Source organism: Methylotenera sp. L2L1, assembly GCF_000744605.1.
Taxonomy (GTDB): domain Bacteria; phylum Pseudomonadota; class Gammaproteobacteria; order Burkholderiales; family Methylophilaceae; genus Methylotenera.
Window position 1 is genome coordinate 1,411,453 of the sequence record NZ_JQMG01000001.1, and the last position, 16,569, is coordinate 1,428,021.

The following is a 16,569-nucleotide window of genomic DNA, read 5'->3' on the forward strand; positions in this document are numbered from 1 at the left end:
TAACTTTTCAAACTCTCTAGTGTCAGCTTTGTCCCCCTTTGCAGCCAGCCAGAGAGCAAATAGCAAAATAACTAGTTAGTTAAACTAGCTATGACCTATTACGGCCATTAAAGCAGCAGATAGACTAAAAAATCATAGTAGTCCATATGCTGCTTTGTTTAAAACATACCTGTAATTTAGTTATTTATACGTTTAAACAAACTTTCAGCATGAGTTCTAGCCAAAACATCATCCTCTGGCTCTATTGGTGGCAATTCGACCCCACCCTCACCAGCAGTAAATAATGCTCCTCCCACATCATCGTCATACGACGAACCATTCTCATGAATTGCATAATATCTATCTTGAGTAAGGTCGTTACCTAACAGCTGTGAAAGATAGATCCAGGTCCAACTGCGAAGATTATGATTCTTATCATAAGATTCCATTAGCTCTCGCATCGCTCTAATGTTCCCAGACTCTGCAGCAGTGGTCAGCCAATGATGATGGTCATCATATCGACGTAAGCTATAAGCAATCTCAGCGACTCTCATTGGGTCAACATCAACATCACGATGTTGATCATTAAAGAATGCATGGTCCTTAAATTTTTCAGCTAGATCAAGTTTTGCTAAATCATAGCCAAGCCGAGCCGCCTCACGAAGATGGAACTGATATTTTTTCTCTTCAGCAAGCTGCTTAAAATAATCTAGTGCAAACTCTTTTTCTGCACCATTCAACTCTCGCCCTGACTGCATTTGTTTATACCAATAATCATTACTTATTCCATCATCATCGTCTTCATCGGACTTCTGAAGATGTAAAGCAAGCGCGTAATGAGCAAGTGGATTTTCCAACTTCGCTGCTGCCTCTAATGCTTGCAATACTTCTGGTGTAACTTCCTGATATGAATAATCGGACTCCCAGTCATAATCTTCTGGGTAATCTTCATTTTTTAATTCAGCAATTATGTCTGCAAAGGTTAATGCGCCAATGTGATGTTCGTCCATCACTAAGGGTAGTGTTGAAGACAATATGCTTTCATATCCAAGCGCTTCCACACGTTTTTTTATTAGAACTCGATTGAAAGAGCTAACCTTACCCGGATTCTTGCGTTGAATAAAAATTGCTTGATGGGTTAAGGATGCATAGGTGTTAAAACCCAAAGCGGCTGCCAGCAACTCATAAAAATGAGATCGCTTAACATGAGTTTGAGCTAGTTGCTCTAGTGTTTGATGCGCTGAGTAAATGATGTTCTTGATTGTCATGATAAAACTACCTTTATAAATGTGGACTCTGGGTAGCGCACACGTTTAAAACCCCAGTGTCGATTTACAGGGTTAGTTTTACATCATTTAAATCAAGTAATTTGAAGTGCCGATTTTTACTCGTGTGCAAGTATGGCTGGCGCCTTATTTAGATAATAGCGCACCAGTTTGGTTTTTGTCTATGGTGCCACAGTTAATTTGATTGAACTTACACCCTTCAGTAGGCATTTCACTTCAACTTTCTAACTACTTAAACATCAACGTATCTCATTCAGAAGCTGTTTTATCTGCAGATGGATCTTGCTGACTTAAATTTTGATACTTATATTAGAGAAACCGTAACTAATTTTAGTCATGTCAACTTAATATATAGCCGAACTTGCGCTAAATAATTTTCATGATAGCTTATACATTTTAGATATAAGGAAACCTTATGGAAAAGCCTTTAATTGCTGGGCTTCTAATTATTATTGTATTTTTAATAATCACGCCGTGTTTTATTTGGATCAATAATCGCTTTAATAACTATGAAGAGTTCGATGAGCTAGAAGAGAGCGCTCTTGTAATACTGAGAATAAAAAAGCAGCTATTACATGAGTTACTTAATTGGGTAAAAGACAACAACTTGAATGCAAAGCAGATCCAGGAAAGGTTAATGGTGAGCCCTAAGAGAGCTGCAGATATCATTTACCAGAGAATCGATCAATTCACGGTTGACTCTCTAACCAACTTTGTTCTCAGAACTGGTAAGACTGTGACAGTTACAATACGGGACAAATAATTAATCTAAAGCATCTCTGTATAGCTGCAATAACATCAATGTCAAAAAAATTACAATAATTGAAGGCAGACGTGATGCAATTGAGCGCAACTTGTTCATCGCATTATAAAATGAATAAATTATCTGCTCAGCTTGAGGTTATTGCGGGAAAGTCTCCATCTGAGTTAAGTGTTCTACCAGACCCATTGGCGATCGATTATTCATTAAATCAAGGTTAAATTTGACAGATTAATTTTCTATGAGAAAGTAATTTTATCGCTTACTTTTTTATGGAAACAAATATGTCACAAAATTTAACCATGATTGATCATGCAATTAAAGACTGTCGCAGTATATCTGCAATGTTACATGATGCTGCTGATGGAAGGGCTTTGGCATGGCAATCTTTTGAAGAATTACATCCAAACATTTCTCAGGAAGAGTTAATGGGAAAATTTAGAATAGAGGCGCGATATGGACATATTCATATTAAAAACAAGCAGTCTTTTTTTAAAAAGTATATTTTTCCATTAATTGCATTTTTAATCATAGTAGCCTGCTAAACCTTGGTATACCTGCGGAAACTACGGGACATCTAGACAGGGCGGTACGTTGACAAAATTCTATTAATATTACAAGGTCAAATTATGCAAAACTACCTAGTTATATATGACGAAAATGGTGAAATTGTGAATTTTGAATTCATCAAGAAAACCCTATCTAATTTAAATCGTTTTAATGAGCTTCTTCCGGAAACTAGAGGATTAGTACATAAATTAATTAATGATGGTTATAGATATGAAACAGAAAGACTGAAAGTTATATCTGAAGATTTTTTTGGTGCATGGCAATTGTCCAGCACAGAATTAATCAGCCATACCAGCAAAGAAATTTGTATCGAATACCTTATGCTATTTAAATCTTTATGGGTTATGGCATGGCCATCAACTTCTCTAGATATTATAGAAGAGTACGGAACTGACTGGGAGCTAGAAATTTTTCGGGGTGAGTCACCATCTCTTGAGGAAAAAAATATTCAGGGAATTTCTTGGACTTTAAGGAAGAGTGTTGCCGAAGAGTACGCAGTTAGGTACCACGATGGCGTTGTTCTGACTGGTAAAATAAAATGGGATGATGTTTTATGGATTTCTCCTGATGAGGATGAGGTGATTGTGAGTTCATCTTGGCGGAGATAGACTGGCTCATAAGGCTTAATGATTGCGTAAATTGCATGTCAACATGGAGTTATATTACCAAGCTAGCACCATATTTACGTAGCCATTCTTTACGCTCAAGATAATCAGGCATCACTTTATCCACTTCATTCCAGAATGCATCTGTGTGATTTGCCTGATGCAAATGGCACAACTAATGTACCACAATGTAATCAATAATTTTAGGTGGTGCCATCATGCACTTCCAATCGAAATTCAGAACACCATTGACTCCACAGCTTGCCCATCTAAATCCCATATTTTTGACTTTGATGCCTGTTATTTGTACATCAACTTTGAGGGGGAAATAAGCTACTCTGTCTTTAAATCGTTCCTGACCTTTATCTGTAAATAGGCCTCAAATGCATGTTCGGCGGCTTCAATCCCATCTTTTTCAATTAATGTCCTATCCAGACAAAAGCGACCTTTTTTTAAAAGTAATGCAGCCCCTTGATTTCTCACCAAAGCCAGCCGATAAGAGCGACCCAGATATAAAAATGTTTCGCCATTGACCCATTCACGGGCAACCACACTGGCATTTAAGTCTTTCCACTCGGCCAAGTTACGGTAAATCCACATGCGCTTACTTTCAACCACAGCATCTACCATTTCGGGGCTATATACCTTGTGCTTGGAATTGATTACGTAGTTCTTCCTGACGCTGGTCGAATAAGTCACTGGCACGCTTAAGGAATAATATGCCGAAGATGTATTCCTTATATTCGCTGGCATCCATGCTGCCGCGCAGGTCATCACAGGCGGTGAGTAAGAGATTTTCTAAGCGGGAGAGCGTTAATTTAATTGATAAACCTTGTTTCTTATTATTATTTATTACGGTAGCCAACAATTGAGTGGTATTTATTGCAAAATCATCCAGAAGGAAGAGTAGCAGGGTGGTAGGAAGTAATCAATGTAATCGCTTATAAAAGGCTGGATTTTATCTTTGTTGAAAGAAAATGAGGTGTCGATGTTCTGATTGAGGTAAGTGTGCACTTAATTTTTTAAGGTTTGTTTTGTTCGATGTGTCACACTTCAAATTCAGATAAATATTTATATAAAACATTAGGTTAAATTATTGGTTACTGAAGTTATACACAACAGCCAAATTAAATACTGCGCGTTAAAAAAGATCACAATGTCGGAAATAATAAAAAACTGTTGGGTATAAGCTAAAACGGGATTGACCTAAAAATAGAATGATAGTAAATTTTACACACCGTATGAGATATACCACGTATCGTCATATAGCGTCACCAGATGACGCATTTCAAAATTTGTGGGCTTTTCTTTCATGGCTTTATTTTTGGAAGTTAAAAGCAGCTTAGCAGTTAAATTTTTACAGTAACAGATTAGGAGACTTGGTTTTTCCTAGATCCTGTTCGCCTGAATATTTTAAACTGCATCAAAAAGATATTAGTTTTAGAAAAATACCTCAATAGTTGTGCATACAGAGCATTCACAACTTTGAGTATTTCTTTTGATCGTCTCAAGTCTTCAAAACAGCAAACTCATTCTTTGCATAGTCTCCAGCAAAACATTTTCAAGATTTTCATTTAGATTCAGCCTCCCAAATCTTTTTGATAAAAACTAAGGGGGAAGTGTTGCGCGTTCATGCGTGGTGCGGTTGTTGGGTAGGGAATTATTTTCCCAGCAATGCAAGAATCTTACATGTTAATCAACAATTTTTTTGGAGTTTTTTATGCTTAGCGATACAAACGAATTTTTGCAGTGCTTGAGCCAGTATGAAGAGCAATTAGCTAATGATAATCACAATTCAACAAGAACCAAGAGATTAAGAAGGTCAAAACTCGAAGCTTATCGGCTTGAAATTTTGCAAAAGAAAGTTGCTGGCAAGAGCTTTCAGCAGATTGCGGATTACCTGTCGAATACACATAAAGTTGCATGCAACAGGACAACTGTCTTTGACTTTTACGTTCGCTGCATCAGTGAGTAAATATCATGGCTAATGAGAATGAGTTTATAAAGCGTGCACGTCAACTTGTTTTGCGGCGCTTACGCTATGGTTTGCCACGTAAAATTGCAAAAGAAAAAGGGTTTATTGCTTCACTTGGAACGGCCAGAGATTATTGTTCATGCATAAGTAATTATCTCGAATGGATAGATGACAATTATATTCCGGTTCATGAACAGGATCACAGGCAGCACATGGTTGCCTATATTCAGGAATGTGCAGAAATCTATAGTCAGAGTACTTTGAACCAGCACCGGCAGGCACTAGCCAATTTGTTTCAAATAAAGAATATACCTCAGATAAGAGCATTAAAACTTAGAGATTATTCGTCAAGAAGCTATACCTGGAGCGAGGTTAAACAAATTATTAAACATCAGAATGATAAAAACTCCCTTTCCACCTTGATTGCATATTCTGCAGGTCTCCGTGCCCATGAGTTAGTCACTTTGAGGTTGGTGTTGGAACTCCCGCGTTCCGATAGGCGCGCATGGCGACAGGATCTATTTTCTGGGAGTGTTGACTCGGTAATTTACGTGGCGACAGGTAAGGGTGGATTGCGGAGGTATGTTGCATTGCCGCGCTATCTTTCGATTGCATTGGAAAGAAGTCGTTGTGAGCCAGTAACTGTTTTTGACCGTGGAATAAAGTATACCAAAACTTACAATATAAACTTTGGACAAGCATTTTCACAATCTTTCACACGAGCTTCAAAAAAGGCTTTAGGTTTGAGCCACGGTGCCCATGGCTTAAGGCATAGCTATGTAAAACGTAGGGTTAGTAAATTACTTGAACTTGGATACAGTCTTTCTGACGCCATGCTTGTTGTGAGCCAAGAGGTAGGTCATTTTAGGCCACTTATCACAACCTGTTACATGAGGTAGCTGATGATGGGGTCAGTGCTTATTTTGCCAAGAGTAATACGTGCCTCAGATGCTCCGGCTTACTTGGGGATAGATAAAAACAAATTCAACAAGATTGTGAGACCTTACATTTTGGCTGTCCGCTTAGGTGAGCATTCAATCGGATATGATCGGCTTGACTTGGATCGTTGGTGGGAGGATTATAAGCATCGCTACGGACGGTCAAATGCTGAACAATCAGAAGGAGATTTTCAGATATGGCCAAAAGAAACATACCTGGTCTCCAGTTCCGTAAAGGTGTCTGGCACGTCGATAAAGTTATCGACGGCAAACGAATTTGCCAGAGCCTTGGAACGGGTGACCAGCAAGAAGCAGAAACAATCCTAGCGCAGTTTATTTTTGAAAGTAGAAAAGCCAAAATTTTTGGCGTAAGACCTAAGCGCATCTTTAGAGAGGCTGCGATCAAATATCTGGAAGAGTCTGAAAATAACTCTTCCATTGAAAGTGATGCATGTCACCTAAAAGCCCTTGATTCATTTATTGGCGATTTGCCATTAAACCTCATTCATGATGGGACGCTGGCCCCGTTTATTAAGGCTAGCAAATATGTAACTACCGTCCGTCATGAAAATGGCGTTGCAATTGAAACCAAACGATTACGCAAACATAAAAGCATCAACCTTGCGTTATCGGTCGTACGGCGAATATTGAATCTTTGTGCACGCAAGTGGCGGGATGATGATAATGGGTTAACGTGGCTAGAGTCGGCTCCATTAATTACTTTCTTGGAGACCTCAGATGAGCGAAAGGCTTATCCTGTGTCTTGGAAGGAACAAAAGGCGTTGATAGCAGAGTTGCCAGGACATTTGGCATCCATGCTGTTGTTCAAGGTCAATACAGGATGCAGGGAACAAGAAGTCTGTAAGCTGCAATGGGATTGGGAAGTGGAAGTGCCTGAACTTAATACATCAGTATTTATTGTTCCCGCAAAATTTGGTGGGCGCAATGGAAAGGGGGGTGTTAAGAATCAGGAAGATCGTGTTGTAGTTTTGAATCGTGTAGCCAGTTCAGTCATCGAAGCGCAGCGAGGTAAGCATCCAATTTATGTTTTTCCTGTTGATGGGAAGCCAATGCATAGAATGAACAATAGTGCTTGGGACTCAGCAACTGCAAGGGCGGCAGAGAAGTTGGCGCTAGAAGAAGGTAAGCCTGTAAATGAGGAGTTTTTTCATCTTCGGGTGCATGATATAAAGCACACTCTTGGGCGGCGACTCCGGGCAGCAGGCGTTTCTAATGAAACACGAAAGGTTTTGTTAGGACATACGAACGGAGACATTACGACTGACTACTCTGCTGGGGAGATTGGTGAGTTGATATGTGCTGTTGAAAAAGTGTGTGATTCGGGTGTGAACTTGCCAACATTGACGCTATTAAGGTCGGCGAAAATGAATGGTCACGCAAAAGTCACGCACAAAAGAAAAATGGGTTAGATGAAATTCACCTAACCCATTGACTTATATGGTGCGCCCGAAGAGATTCGAACTCCTGACCCCTTGGTTCGTAGCCAAGTACTCTATCCAGCTGAGCTACGGGCGCGAAAGCGTGCATTATACTTGAAGCCAGAAAATTATCCAGCAAAATATTCACACTTTTAAAACTTGGCGGAGAGCGAGGGATTCGAACCCTCGATACAGATTTAAGCCCGTATGCTTCCTTAGCAGGGAAGTGCCTTCGACCACTCGGCCAGCTCTCCGTTTACTTCAATTACGCTTCTTACGAGGGCGTGATACTACGCTAAACGCTTTTAAAAATCAACGTTAACTTGCAATTATGCTGCTTCTAATTCAAATGCCTTGTGTAAAACACGTACAGCTAGCTCAAGATATTTTTCATCCACTACGACTGCAATCTTGATTTCAGAGGTAGAGATCATTTGAATGTTAATGCCTTCTTCCGCTAATGTGCGGAACATTTGGCTTGCAATGCCTACGTGTGAGCGCATGCCAACGCCTACGATCGATACTTTAGCGATTTTATCGTCGCCATTAATTTCACGGGCACCGATATGACCTTGCACTTTGTCGCGCAAGATACTTAAAGCTTTGTTCATTTCATTTTTATGCACAGTGAATGTGAAATCGGTTGTACCATCAGCGCCTGTGTTTTGGATAATCATATCCACGTCAACGTTTGCTTCAGCGATAGGCCCAAGGATTTGGTAAGCAATACCAGGTTTGTCTGGCACACCTAATACAGTGATTTTGGCTTCATCGCGGTTAAAGGCAATGCCAGAAATAACGGGTTGTTCCATTGTATTTTCTTCCTCAAATGTGATCAGTGTGCCTTCGCCTTCTTCTTCAAAGCTTGATAGCACGCGTAATTTAACTTTATATTTTCCTGCAAATTCAACTGAGCGGATTTGCAGAACTTTGCTACCTTGTGAGGCTAGCTCTAGCATTTCTTCAAACGTGATTTTGTCTAGGCGACGTGCTTCAGGCACTACGCGTGGGTCTGTGGTGTATACACCATCAACATCTGTGTAGATTTGGCATTCGTCAGCTTTTAATGCTGCAGCTAGCGCAACACCAGTGGTGTCAGAGCCGCCGCGACCTAGTGTGGTGATGTTGCCATTGCCATCTACGCCTTGGAAGCCAGCGACCACGACCACGTAGCCATTATCAAGATCTTGCTTAATGTTATGTTCATCAATGCTTAAGATACGCGCTTTGGTGTGCGAGTCATCAGTCAGAATTTTAACTTGTGAGCCGGTGTAGCTTTTTGCTTTGATGCCTAGTTCCATTAGTGCGAGTGCAGTCATGCCGATCGTAACTTGCTCACCTGTAGAAACCATTACATCCAGTTCACGTGGATCAGGATCTGGCATGATTTCTTTAGCTAGCGAGATGAGTCTATTGGTCTCACCTGACATAGCTGAAACCACAACAACAATTTGGTGGCCTAGCGCTTTATAGCGAGCAACACGTGCTGCCAGACTTTTAATGCGCTCTGGGTTTGCGACTGAGGTGCCGCCGTATTTTTGTACAATAAGTGCCATAAAATATTCTTTTAACCTTATTAACTGTATTTAACTAACTGTATTAACTTTGTTTAATTTTTAACAGCAATAAGCTGTTAGGTAAAGCGGTCAGCGCATTTTCTAGTCATTGAACAGCTTTTTACTGATATTCAATTGACAAGCCAATCATCACTGACTTAGTGCAAAATCTATTGTAATGTTCAGTGTGTAGACTGCTTAACAACACACCAAGACATTGGTTAGCATCACTAGCGTCTGTAGTTTTTAAAAATCACAGACACGAGAAAGGCTAAGTATCTCTTTTAAGACGCTTTAGTTTTAACCCAATCTGCTACGCTTGCCAGTGCTTGAGGTAATTTGCTTGCGTCAGTGCCGCCCGCCATTGCCATATCTGGCTTGCCGCCGCCTTTACCGCCAACTTGGCCTGCAACAAAGTTGACTAGTTCGCCAGCTTTAATCTTGCTGATTAAATCAGCAGTAACACCAGCAGCTAGGCTTACTTTGCCATCGCTTACACTGGCTAACACAATTGCGGCAGATTTAAGTTTGTCTTTCAGCTTATCCATCGTTTCACGTAGCGCGTTGGCATCTGCGCCATCTAATGTTGCAGACAATACCTTGATGCCAGCAATCTCAATGGCTTGTGTTGCTAAGTCATCACCTTGTGATGAAGCTAACTTTGATTTTAGGCGCGCTAATTCTTTTTCTAACGATTTTGCATGGTCGCTTAGTTGCGCTACTTTAGATGCTAACTCGCTTACTGGTGCTTTTAAATCATTGGCTAATGCTGAAATTAATGACTGTTGTGCATTAATCAGTTTTAAAGCGCCTTCGCCTGTGGTTGCCTCAATACGGCGTACACCTGCGGCTACACCGCTTTCAGACGTGATTTTGAATAGGCCAATATCACCGGTACGGTTGACATGGGTGCCGCCACATAGTTCGCGGCTGCTACCGATATCTAGTACGCGTACTTCATCGCCATATTTTTCGCCGAACAGCATCATTGCGCCGGTTTGTTGCGCGGACTCTATGTCCATCACACGTGCTTGGCAGGCAGCGTTAGCCAATATCTCTGCGTTGACGATTTGTTCAACTTTTGCGATTTCATCATCGGTCATTGGTGCAGTGTGCACGAAGTCAAAACGGGTTTTATCTGTATCGACTAAAGACCCTTTTTGTTGCACGTGTTCACCTAACACTTCACGTAGTGCTTTATGCATCAAGTGTGTTGCTGAATGGTTACGCATCGTACTGGTTCGCGCTTGTGTGTTTACACGCGCACTTACTTGGTCGCCAACATTTAATGAGCCTGTTTTTAGCACGCCATGATGACCGAATACCGCGGCTTGAATCTTTTGCGTATCTTCAGCTTCAAAAATACCGTTTGCACCACGCAACTCACCGCAATCACCAATTTGACCACCAGACTCTGCATAAAATGGAGTGTTGTCTAAGACCACAACGCCAGTTTCGCCTTCTTTTAATGTAGACACCGCGGCGCCATCTTTATAAAGGGCGGTAATTTTTGCATTGGTTTCTAACTGGTCATAACCATGAAAGCTTGTGGCAACGCCGTCGTATTCAAGGTTAGTTGCCATTTTGAATTTGCCCGCAGCGCGCGCTTGTTCTTTTTGGCGCGCCATTGCAGCATTAAATGCATCTGTATCAACGGCAACGTTACGTTCACGGCAAATGTCGGCGGTTAAGTCCAGTGGGAAGCCGTAAGTATCGTGAAGCTTAAATGCTGTCTCACCATTGAACACTGCTGTTGTATTGGCAAGTTCGGTTTCTAAAATCGCCATGCCATTTTCAATGGTTTCAAAGAAGCGGTCTTCTTCTTGTTTCAGAATTTCTGTAATACGTGTTTGGTTACTTGTAAGCTCTGGATAAGCACTGCCCATTTCAGCCACTAGATCTGGTACGATTTTGTGGAAGAACGCGCTACGCACACCTAGTTTGTAGCCATGACGAATTGCGCGGCGGATGATGCGGCGCAATACATAACCACGGCCTTCATTACCTGCAATGACGCCATCTGCGATTAAGAAGCTACAGGCGCGGATATGATCAGCCAGCACTTTGAGTGATGGGCTGCTTAAATCTGCTGTTTTGGTTTCACGCGCTGCGGCTGCGATTAAAGTTTGAAATAAATCGATTTCGTAGTTAGCATGTACGTGCTGTAGCACGGCTGAAATGCGCTCCAAGCCCATGCCAGTATCCACTGATGGTTTTGGCAGCGGGTGCATCACGCCAGCTTCATCGCGGTTGAACTGCATGAACACGTTGTTCCAGATTTCAATGTAACGGTCACCATCTTCATCAGGGCTGCCTGGAGGGCCGCCAAAATGGTGTGCGCCGTGGTCGTAGAAAATCTCGGTACATGGTCCGCACGGGCCAGTGTCACCCATCATCCAGAAGTTATCAGATGCGTAACGCGCGCCTTTGTTATCGCCAATACGAATGATGCGCTCTGCTGGTACGCCGATCATGTTATTCCATATGGCATAAGCCTCGTCATCTTCGGCGTATACCGTGACGGTTAGTTTGTCTTTAGGTAGCTTGAATACGTCGGTGAGCAATTCCCATGCGTATTTGATGGCATCTTCTTTGAAGTAATCACCAAAGCTGAAGTTACCTAGCATTTCAAAGAATGTATGGTGGCGTGCAGTGTAGCCTACGTTTTCGAGGTCATTATGTTTACCGCCAGCGCGCACACATTTTTGGCTTGAAGTGGCGCGTGTATATGGGCGTTTATCAAAGCCTAGAAATACGTCTTTGAATTGGTTCATCCCGGCATTGGTAAATAAGAGGGTAGGGTCACCATGAGGCACCAGAGAGCTTGAGCTCACAATCTCGTGGCCTTTGGAGGCGAAGAAATCAAGAAATGCTTGGCGAATTTCGTTGCTGCTTGGGGTGCTGCTAAGTTGTATGGTCATAAAGTTTAATTTTAATAGCTTGTTTAATCGTTATCGTTAACGGTTAGTATTTTTTTAATCAGTTCAAAGCCAAAACCACGGCTTTGTAAAAATCTTGCTTGTTTCGCCCATTCTTCACGATTTTGTGGGTAGGCCTTGAATTTCTTACGCCACACTTCAGTCGCGTTATCTAACTCTGTCGATTTTAACGTTTCTACTGCATCCGTAATTAGCTGGTCTGCAATACCTTTTTCACGTAGCTCATGCGCTATTTTGGCAGCACCAAATTTTGCTTTCCTTGCGTGAATAATTTGTTCAGTAAATCGTGCGTCTGAAAGCCAGCCTCTTGCTTTAAAGTCATCCAGTAAAGCAGGGATGTCATCATTTTCTTCTGCATAGGCTTTGAGTTTTTTGCCAAGCTCGATGTAAGAGTATTCGCGCTTGGCTAAATAATCTAAAGCACGCTGACGCAGTGATTTAACTACAAAGGTTTTAGTCATCCTCGCTACGTGGTGCAGTCATTGCTTCACTCAGTGATTTAGCATTAGCGCGAATCTTAGCTTCTAGGTCTGCAGCAATTTCTGGATGCTCACGCAAGAACTCTTTTGCATTTTCTTTACCTTGGCCAATTTTTTCGCCGTTATAGCTGTACCAAGCGCCTGCTTTTTCAATCAGTTTAATATTGGCGCCAAGCTCGATGATTTCACCAAAGCGAGAAATGCCTTCACCGTACATGATGTCAAATTCAGCTTGCTTGAACGGAGGCGCCACTTTGTTTTTAATCACTTTTACGCGTGTTTCTGAGCCGGTTACTTCATCACCTTTTTTAATCGCTCCAGTACGACGAATATCTAAACGTACAGAAGCGTAGAACTTAAGCGCGTTACCACCTGTGGTTGTTTCTGGGTTACCAAACATCACGCCGATTTTCATACGGATCTGGTTAATGAAAATGACTAAGGTGTTAGTACGTTTGATGTTACCTGTTAACTTACGTAGTGCTTGGCTCATCAGGCGTGCTTGTAAGCCCATGTGTGAATCACCCATTTCGCCTTCAATCTCTGCGCGTGGAGTCAGTGCAGCCACCGAGTCAACGACTACGATATCTACTGAGCCTGAGCGCACGAGCATGTCTGCAATTTCAAGGGCTTGTTCACCAGTGTCTGGTTGTGAGATCAATAAATCAGGCACATTCACACCTAATTTAGCTGCGTATTGTGGGTCTAATGCATGTTCTGCATCAATAAATGCCGCCACTCCGCCTAATTTTTGCATTTGTGCAATCACTGACAGGGTAAGTGTGGTTTTACCTGAAGATTCAGGACCGTAAATTTCTACGATACGACCACGTGGTAAACCGCCGATGCCTAAAGCAATATCAAGGCCGAGAGAGCCAGTTGAAACGGCTTGAATATCTTCGCCAATATCACTGTCGCCCATACGCATGATGGACCCTTTGCCAAATTGTTTTTCAATTTGTGAAAGTGCGGCAGAGAGTGCTTTGGCTTTATTGTCATCCATTGGGTTTTTACCTTTATTTTGAAGTGCTTAAATTAGCTTTCAATTATTCCATATTTTACAGTTTAGCGTAAGTCTCATAGGCACTTAACCATGTGTATTTATGCCAATTGTGATGAATAAATAATAATCTTGCTTGCGAAGTCAACGCGATGTTTTGTGATTCGTTAAATACAAGCGTAGTTGTGTAATTTTAAGGAGAGTGACAATGAAAGTATTACGTTCATTATTAGTGGCATTAGTAATCGGCATCGCCACTTTGTCTAGTGCTCAAGCGCGTGATTCAGTAAGTTTGGCAATTAATATCGGTGGTCCTGGCTATTATGCGTATCCAGCAGTAACGTACTATGCTGCACCACCTGTTGTGTATTATCCAACACGTCGTGTTTACTATGCCGAACCTTATGCTTATCAATATTACCCTGCAACTGTATATGGTAGTGGGTATTATTATTCAGGGCATCGCCATCATCGTTACCATCGCGGGCATGGTCATCATCATGATGGACACCGTAGATAATGCTAAGCTAGTTTTTCAATCAGCCCCGCTAACATAAAAGCGGTGGCTTGTTGTCTGATTTCTGCGCGATTTCCTATAAACTGCTTGGTACATGTAGTTGTGGGTAGGTGTGTGCCTGCCCATGCGAAGCATACTGTGCCCACCGGTTTTTCTAGGCTACCGCCATCTGGTCCTGCGATGCCGGTAATGCTCGCTGATAGATGAGCACGGCTGTTTTTTAAAGCGCCTGTTGCCATTTCGGCCGCGACTTGCTCGCTCACCGCACCAAATGTTTCCAACGTAATTTTAGAAACGTTTAGCATTTCTGTTTTGGCGTTGTTGCTGTATGTGACGAAGCCTCTATCAAACCATGCTGAACTGCCTGCGATACTGGTTACTGCTTGTGCTGCCATACCGCCTGTGCATGACTCTGCCAGCGCCAATAGGTAACCATGCCGCTTAAGCTTGAAGCCTAGCTCTGTTGCTAAAATTGAGTGATTGTCCATTCCAAGGCCTTTAGGCTGAGTATGGCGTAAATTGCGGCCAGTAGGTCATCCAGCATCACACCTAAGCCACCTTTTACTTTAGCATCGCATTGATGGATTGGAAATGGTTTCCAGATGTCAAACAACCTGAATAACAAAAATGCAACTAACCACCAGTACCATTGGTTAATGGTGAAAGTGAGTACTAACATTATAGCGACGATTTCGTCCCAAACAATGCTGCCATGGTCTGATACGCCTAGCGCCTTACCTGTTTTCTCGCAAAAATAAATGCCCACTAAAAAGAGCAGGGTGATTAATGTTAATTGCGTTGTTAATGTGTAGGTGTGGATTAACCAAAATAGCGGCAATCCAGCCAATGTGCCAAACGTGCCGGGGGCTTTTTTGGCAAGCCCAGTCCCAAACCCTAATGCAAAAAAGTGGGCAGGATGTGAGATTAATAATTCAAATGTAGGGTGCGAAAGTTTGTTAGCCAAAATGATCAAACCCTTTTTTAGAAATATCTAGCGTTTGTTGGTGGTGGGTAATGATTAGCGCTAATTGTGGCGTCGTTTCTCCAATTAAACTAAGTGGTAGCTGTAACTGTTGGCTTAATTGATGAAGATAATCACGTTGTGATTTAGGTGCAGTAAATAGCAGTTCGTAGTCATCGCCTCCTGCCAGTATGCACTGTTGGATATTGCTATCATTTAAGTGTGTCCGTAAATAATCGTCACAGTGGATATTCTCTAGTGCGAGTTTTGCACCTAAATTGGATGCTTTAAGTATATGGCTTAGGTCTGCGGTCAGGCCATCAGAGATATCAATGCAGCTATTGGCAACCCCGCGTAGCGCTAGCCCTAATGCAACGCGTGGCGTAGGCGTGTTTAAGGCTGCGAGGCAGTGAGATGAAGTTGGTTCTGCCAGTGTGACTTTGCCTTGAAAGTGAGCTAGCCCTAATGCTGCGCTGCCTATCATCCCTGACACCCATATATCATCACCAGCTTTAGCCCCGCTACGCTGGATTGCTTTGCCGGTTGGTACTTCTCCCATGATTTGTATGCTGAGCGTTAATGGGCCTTTGGTTGTGTCGCCACCAATTAAATCGACATTAAATGCGTCTGCACATGCGAAAAAGCCTTTGGAGAACTCTGCCAGCCATGGCTCGTTCACTTCAGGCAAGGCAATCGCAAGCGTTGCCCACTTTGGCTGTGCGCCCATTGCGGCCATGTCTGATATGTTCACCGCTAAAGATTTCCAGCCTATATGATAAGCCGCTGCATCATGAAAGAAGTGAGTGCCTGCTACCAGCATATCTGCTGAAATCGCTAATTGCTGGCCTTGTGCCACACGAAGTAATGCGGCGTCATCACCTACGCCTAAGTCTGCATGCTTGGTGTTGCGTGTAAAGTATTGGGCAATTAAATTAAATTCGGACATGTTTGCTGTGCATTAGGCGGTTGGCGCCGATTTTGGTCTAAATGCTTTTACGATGGTTTCATTGGTTTCAATTCTTGGCATTGGACTATCAGGTGTTGCAAGTAAGTCTATGCAATATGGGACTGCCGCAAATATGCCATGTACTATCGTGTTTCCAGTTTCATCTTTCAAGCCTTCCAATGTTTGTGCAATCGCTTTAGGTTGTCCAGGTAGATTGATAATCAAACATTGCTTGCGAATCACGGCGACTTGTCTGGATAAAATCGCGGTAGGCACAAAGTTTAGGCTAATCTGCCGCATTTGTTCGCCAAAGCCTGGCATTTCCTTGTCGGCGACCGCAAGCGTTGCTTCTGGCGTGACATCGCGTAAGGCAGGCCCTGTACCGCCAGTGGTGAGGATGAGTTGGCAGTCTTGAAAATCTACTAAATCTATTAGTGTCGATTCGATTTCATCTTGTTCGTCAGGGATGAGTCGTGCCTCAAGTGTAAATGGTGTAGAAAGTGTCTGTGTCAGCCACGCACGTAAGCTAGGGATGCCTTTATCTTCATATTCGCCGCTACTTGCACGGTCACTTATTGAAACTAATCCGATTTTAATGAATTCTTTGGTCATTTTTGTG

Annotated in this window: 17 protein-coding genes, 2 tRNA genes and 1 pseudogene; 7 read left to right on the forward strand and 13 right to left on the reverse strand. The window is 42.3% G+C overall.

Features of this window, described 5'->3' with window-relative positions:
* Window positions 1–176: 176 nt before the first annotated feature.
* Window positions 177–1,247 (reverse strand): hypothetical protein, encoded by a 1,071-nt coding sequence (locus FG24_RS06720; RefSeq protein WP_036302157.1) that lies wholly within the window; start codon window positions 1,245–1,247, stop codon window positions 177–179.
* A gap of 433 nt (window positions 1,248–1,680) precedes the next feature.
* On the opposite strand from FG24_RS06720, the gene FG24_RS06725 reads away from it, so the two are divergent.
* The 3 genes from FG24_RS06725 to FG24_RS06735 all read left to right on the forward strand — a co-directional run bounded on the left by FG24_RS06725 (window position 1,681) and on the right by FG24_RS06735 (window position 3,203).
* On the forward strand, window positions 1,681–2,028 hold the full coding sequence (locus FG24_RS06725; RefSeq protein WP_036302159.1) for an XRE family transcriptional regulator: 348 nt from the start codon (window positions 1,681–1,683) through the stop codon (window positions 2,026–2,028).
* A gap of 281 nt (window positions 2,029–2,309) precedes the next feature.
* Window positions 2,310–2,570 carry a hypothetical protein gene (locus tag FG24_RS06730; RefSeq protein WP_036302160.1) on the forward strand — a complete coding sequence of 87 codons (261 nt, stop codon included), beginning with the start codon at window positions 2,310–2,312 and terminating at the stop codon, window positions 2,568–2,570.
* An 84-nt stretch (window positions 2,571–2,654) separates the two neighbouring features.
* Window positions 2,655–3,203, forward strand: a complete 549-nt coding sequence (locus FG24_RS06735; protein WP_036302162.1) for a hypothetical protein — start codon at window positions 2,655–2,657, stop codon at window positions 3,201–3,203.
* Between the two features lie 49 nt (window positions 3,204–3,252).
* Here the strand turns inward: FG24_RS06735 and FG24_RS12970 are convergent.
* Window positions 3,253–3,830: pseudogene (locus FG24_RS12970) on the reverse strand (M48 family metallopeptidase).
* Window positions 3,831–3,837: 7 nt separating this feature from the next.
* On the reverse strand, window positions 3,838–4,065 hold the full coding sequence (locus tag FG24_RS12540; protein ID WP_200876876.1) for a type I restriction-modification system subunit M N-terminal domain-containing protein: 228 nt from the start codon (window positions 4,063–4,065) through the stop codon (window positions 3,838–3,840).
* Window positions 4,066–4,920: 855 nt separating this feature from the next.
* Here FG24_RS12540 and FG24_RS06750 point away from each other — a divergent pair.
* The 3 genes from FG24_RS06750 (at window position 4,921) to FG24_RS06760 (ending at window position 7,543) form a co-directional block, all read left to right on the forward strand.
* Complete coding sequence (locus FG24_RS06750) at window positions 4,921–5,175, forward strand: hypothetical protein (protein WP_036302164.1); 255 nt, start codon at window positions 4,921–4,923, stop codon at window positions 5,173–5,175.
* Between the two features lie 5 nt (window positions 5,176–5,180).
* On the forward strand, window positions 5,181–6,074 hold the full coding sequence (locus FG24_RS06755; RefSeq protein WP_051901460.1) for a hypothetical protein: 894 nt from the start codon (window positions 5,181–5,183) through the stop codon (window positions 6,072–6,074).
* 236 nt (window positions 6,075–6,310) lie between these two features.
* Window positions 6,311–7,543, forward strand: a complete 1,233-nt coding sequence (locus tag FG24_RS06760) for a tyrosine-type recombinase/integrase (RefSeq protein ID WP_051901461.1) — start codon at window positions 6,311–6,313, stop codon at window positions 7,541–7,543.
* 29 nt (window positions 7,544–7,572) lie between these two features.
* Here FG24_RS06760 and FG24_RS06765 read toward each other — a convergent pair.
* From FG24_RS06765 to recA, 6 genes are all read right to left on the reverse strand, one after another.
* Window positions 7,573–7,649, reverse strand: a tRNA-Arg gene (locus FG24_RS06765).
* A gap of 63 nt (window positions 7,650–7,712) precedes the next feature.
* A tRNA-Ser gene (locus tag FG24_RS06770) sits at window positions 7,713–7,806 on the reverse strand.
* Window positions 7,807–7,881: 75 nt separating this feature from the next.
* The gene (locus FG24_RS06775) at window positions 7,882–9,108 is read right to left on the reverse strand and encodes an aspartate kinase (protein ID WP_036302165.1); all 1,227 of its coding nucleotides are present in this window, start codon (window positions 9,106–9,108) and stop codon (window positions 7,882–7,884) included.
* Between the two features lie 284 nt (window positions 9,109–9,392).
* Window positions 9,393–12,029, reverse strand: coding sequence for an alanine--tRNA ligase (gene alaS, locus FG24_RS06780; RefSeq protein WP_036302166.1), 2,637 nt, complete (start codon window positions 12,027–12,029; stop codon window positions 9,393–9,395).
* Between the two features lie 23 nt (window positions 12,030–12,052).
* Window positions 12,053–12,508, reverse strand: a complete 456-nt coding sequence (gene recX / locus FG24_RS06785; RefSeq protein ID WP_036302168.1) for a recombination regulator RecX — start codon at window positions 12,506–12,508, stop codon at window positions 12,053–12,055.
* Window positions 12,501–13,529, reverse strand: a complete 1,029-nt coding sequence (gene recA, locus FG24_RS06790) for a recombinase RecA (RefSeq protein ID WP_019897439.1) — start codon at window positions 13,527–13,529, stop codon at window positions 12,501–12,503. The genes recX and recA overlap by 8 nt, the downstream gene beginning before the upstream one ends.
* 205 nt (window positions 13,530–13,734) lie before the next feature.
* Here recA and FG24_RS06795 point away from each other — a divergent pair, with 205 nt between their 5' ends.
* Window positions 13,735–14,046: a hypothetical protein gene (locus FG24_RS06795; protein WP_036302170.1), complete on the forward strand. Its 312-nt coding sequence runs from the start codon at window positions 13,735–13,737 to the stop codon at window positions 14,044–14,046.
* 2 nt (window positions 14,047–14,048) lie between these two features.
* On the opposite strand, the gene FG24_RS06800 is transcribed toward FG24_RS06795, so the two are convergent.
* From FG24_RS06800 to mog, 4 genes are read right to left on the reverse strand one after another with little or no spacing between them, the layout of a single operon-like run.
* Window positions 14,049–14,531, reverse strand: a complete 483-nt coding sequence (locus tag FG24_RS06800) for a CinA family protein (RefSeq protein WP_036302171.1) — start codon at window positions 14,529–14,531, stop codon at window positions 14,049–14,051.
* On the reverse strand, window positions 14,510–15,007 hold the full coding sequence (locus tag FG24_RS06805) for a phosphatidylglycerophosphatase A family protein (RefSeq protein ID WP_081880950.1): 498 nt from the start codon (window positions 15,005–15,007) through the stop codon (window positions 14,510–14,512). Before FG24_RS06805 ends, FG24_RS06800 begins: the two co-directional genes overlap by 22 nt.
* A complete protein-coding gene (gene thiL, locus FG24_RS06810; RefSeq protein ID WP_036302174.1) occupies window positions 15,000–15,950 on the reverse strand; it encodes a thiamine-phosphate kinase in 951 nt (316 codons plus the stop codon). The genes FG24_RS06805 and thiL overlap by 8 nt, the downstream gene beginning before the upstream one ends.
* A 12-nt stretch (window positions 15,951–15,962) precedes the next feature.
* Window positions 15,963–16,562: a molybdopterin adenylyltransferase gene (gene mog / locus FG24_RS06815; protein ID WP_036304044.1), complete on the reverse strand. Its 600-nt coding sequence runs from the start codon at window positions 16,560–16,562 to the stop codon at window positions 15,963–15,965.
* Window positions 16,563–16,569: the final 7 nt, after the last annotated feature.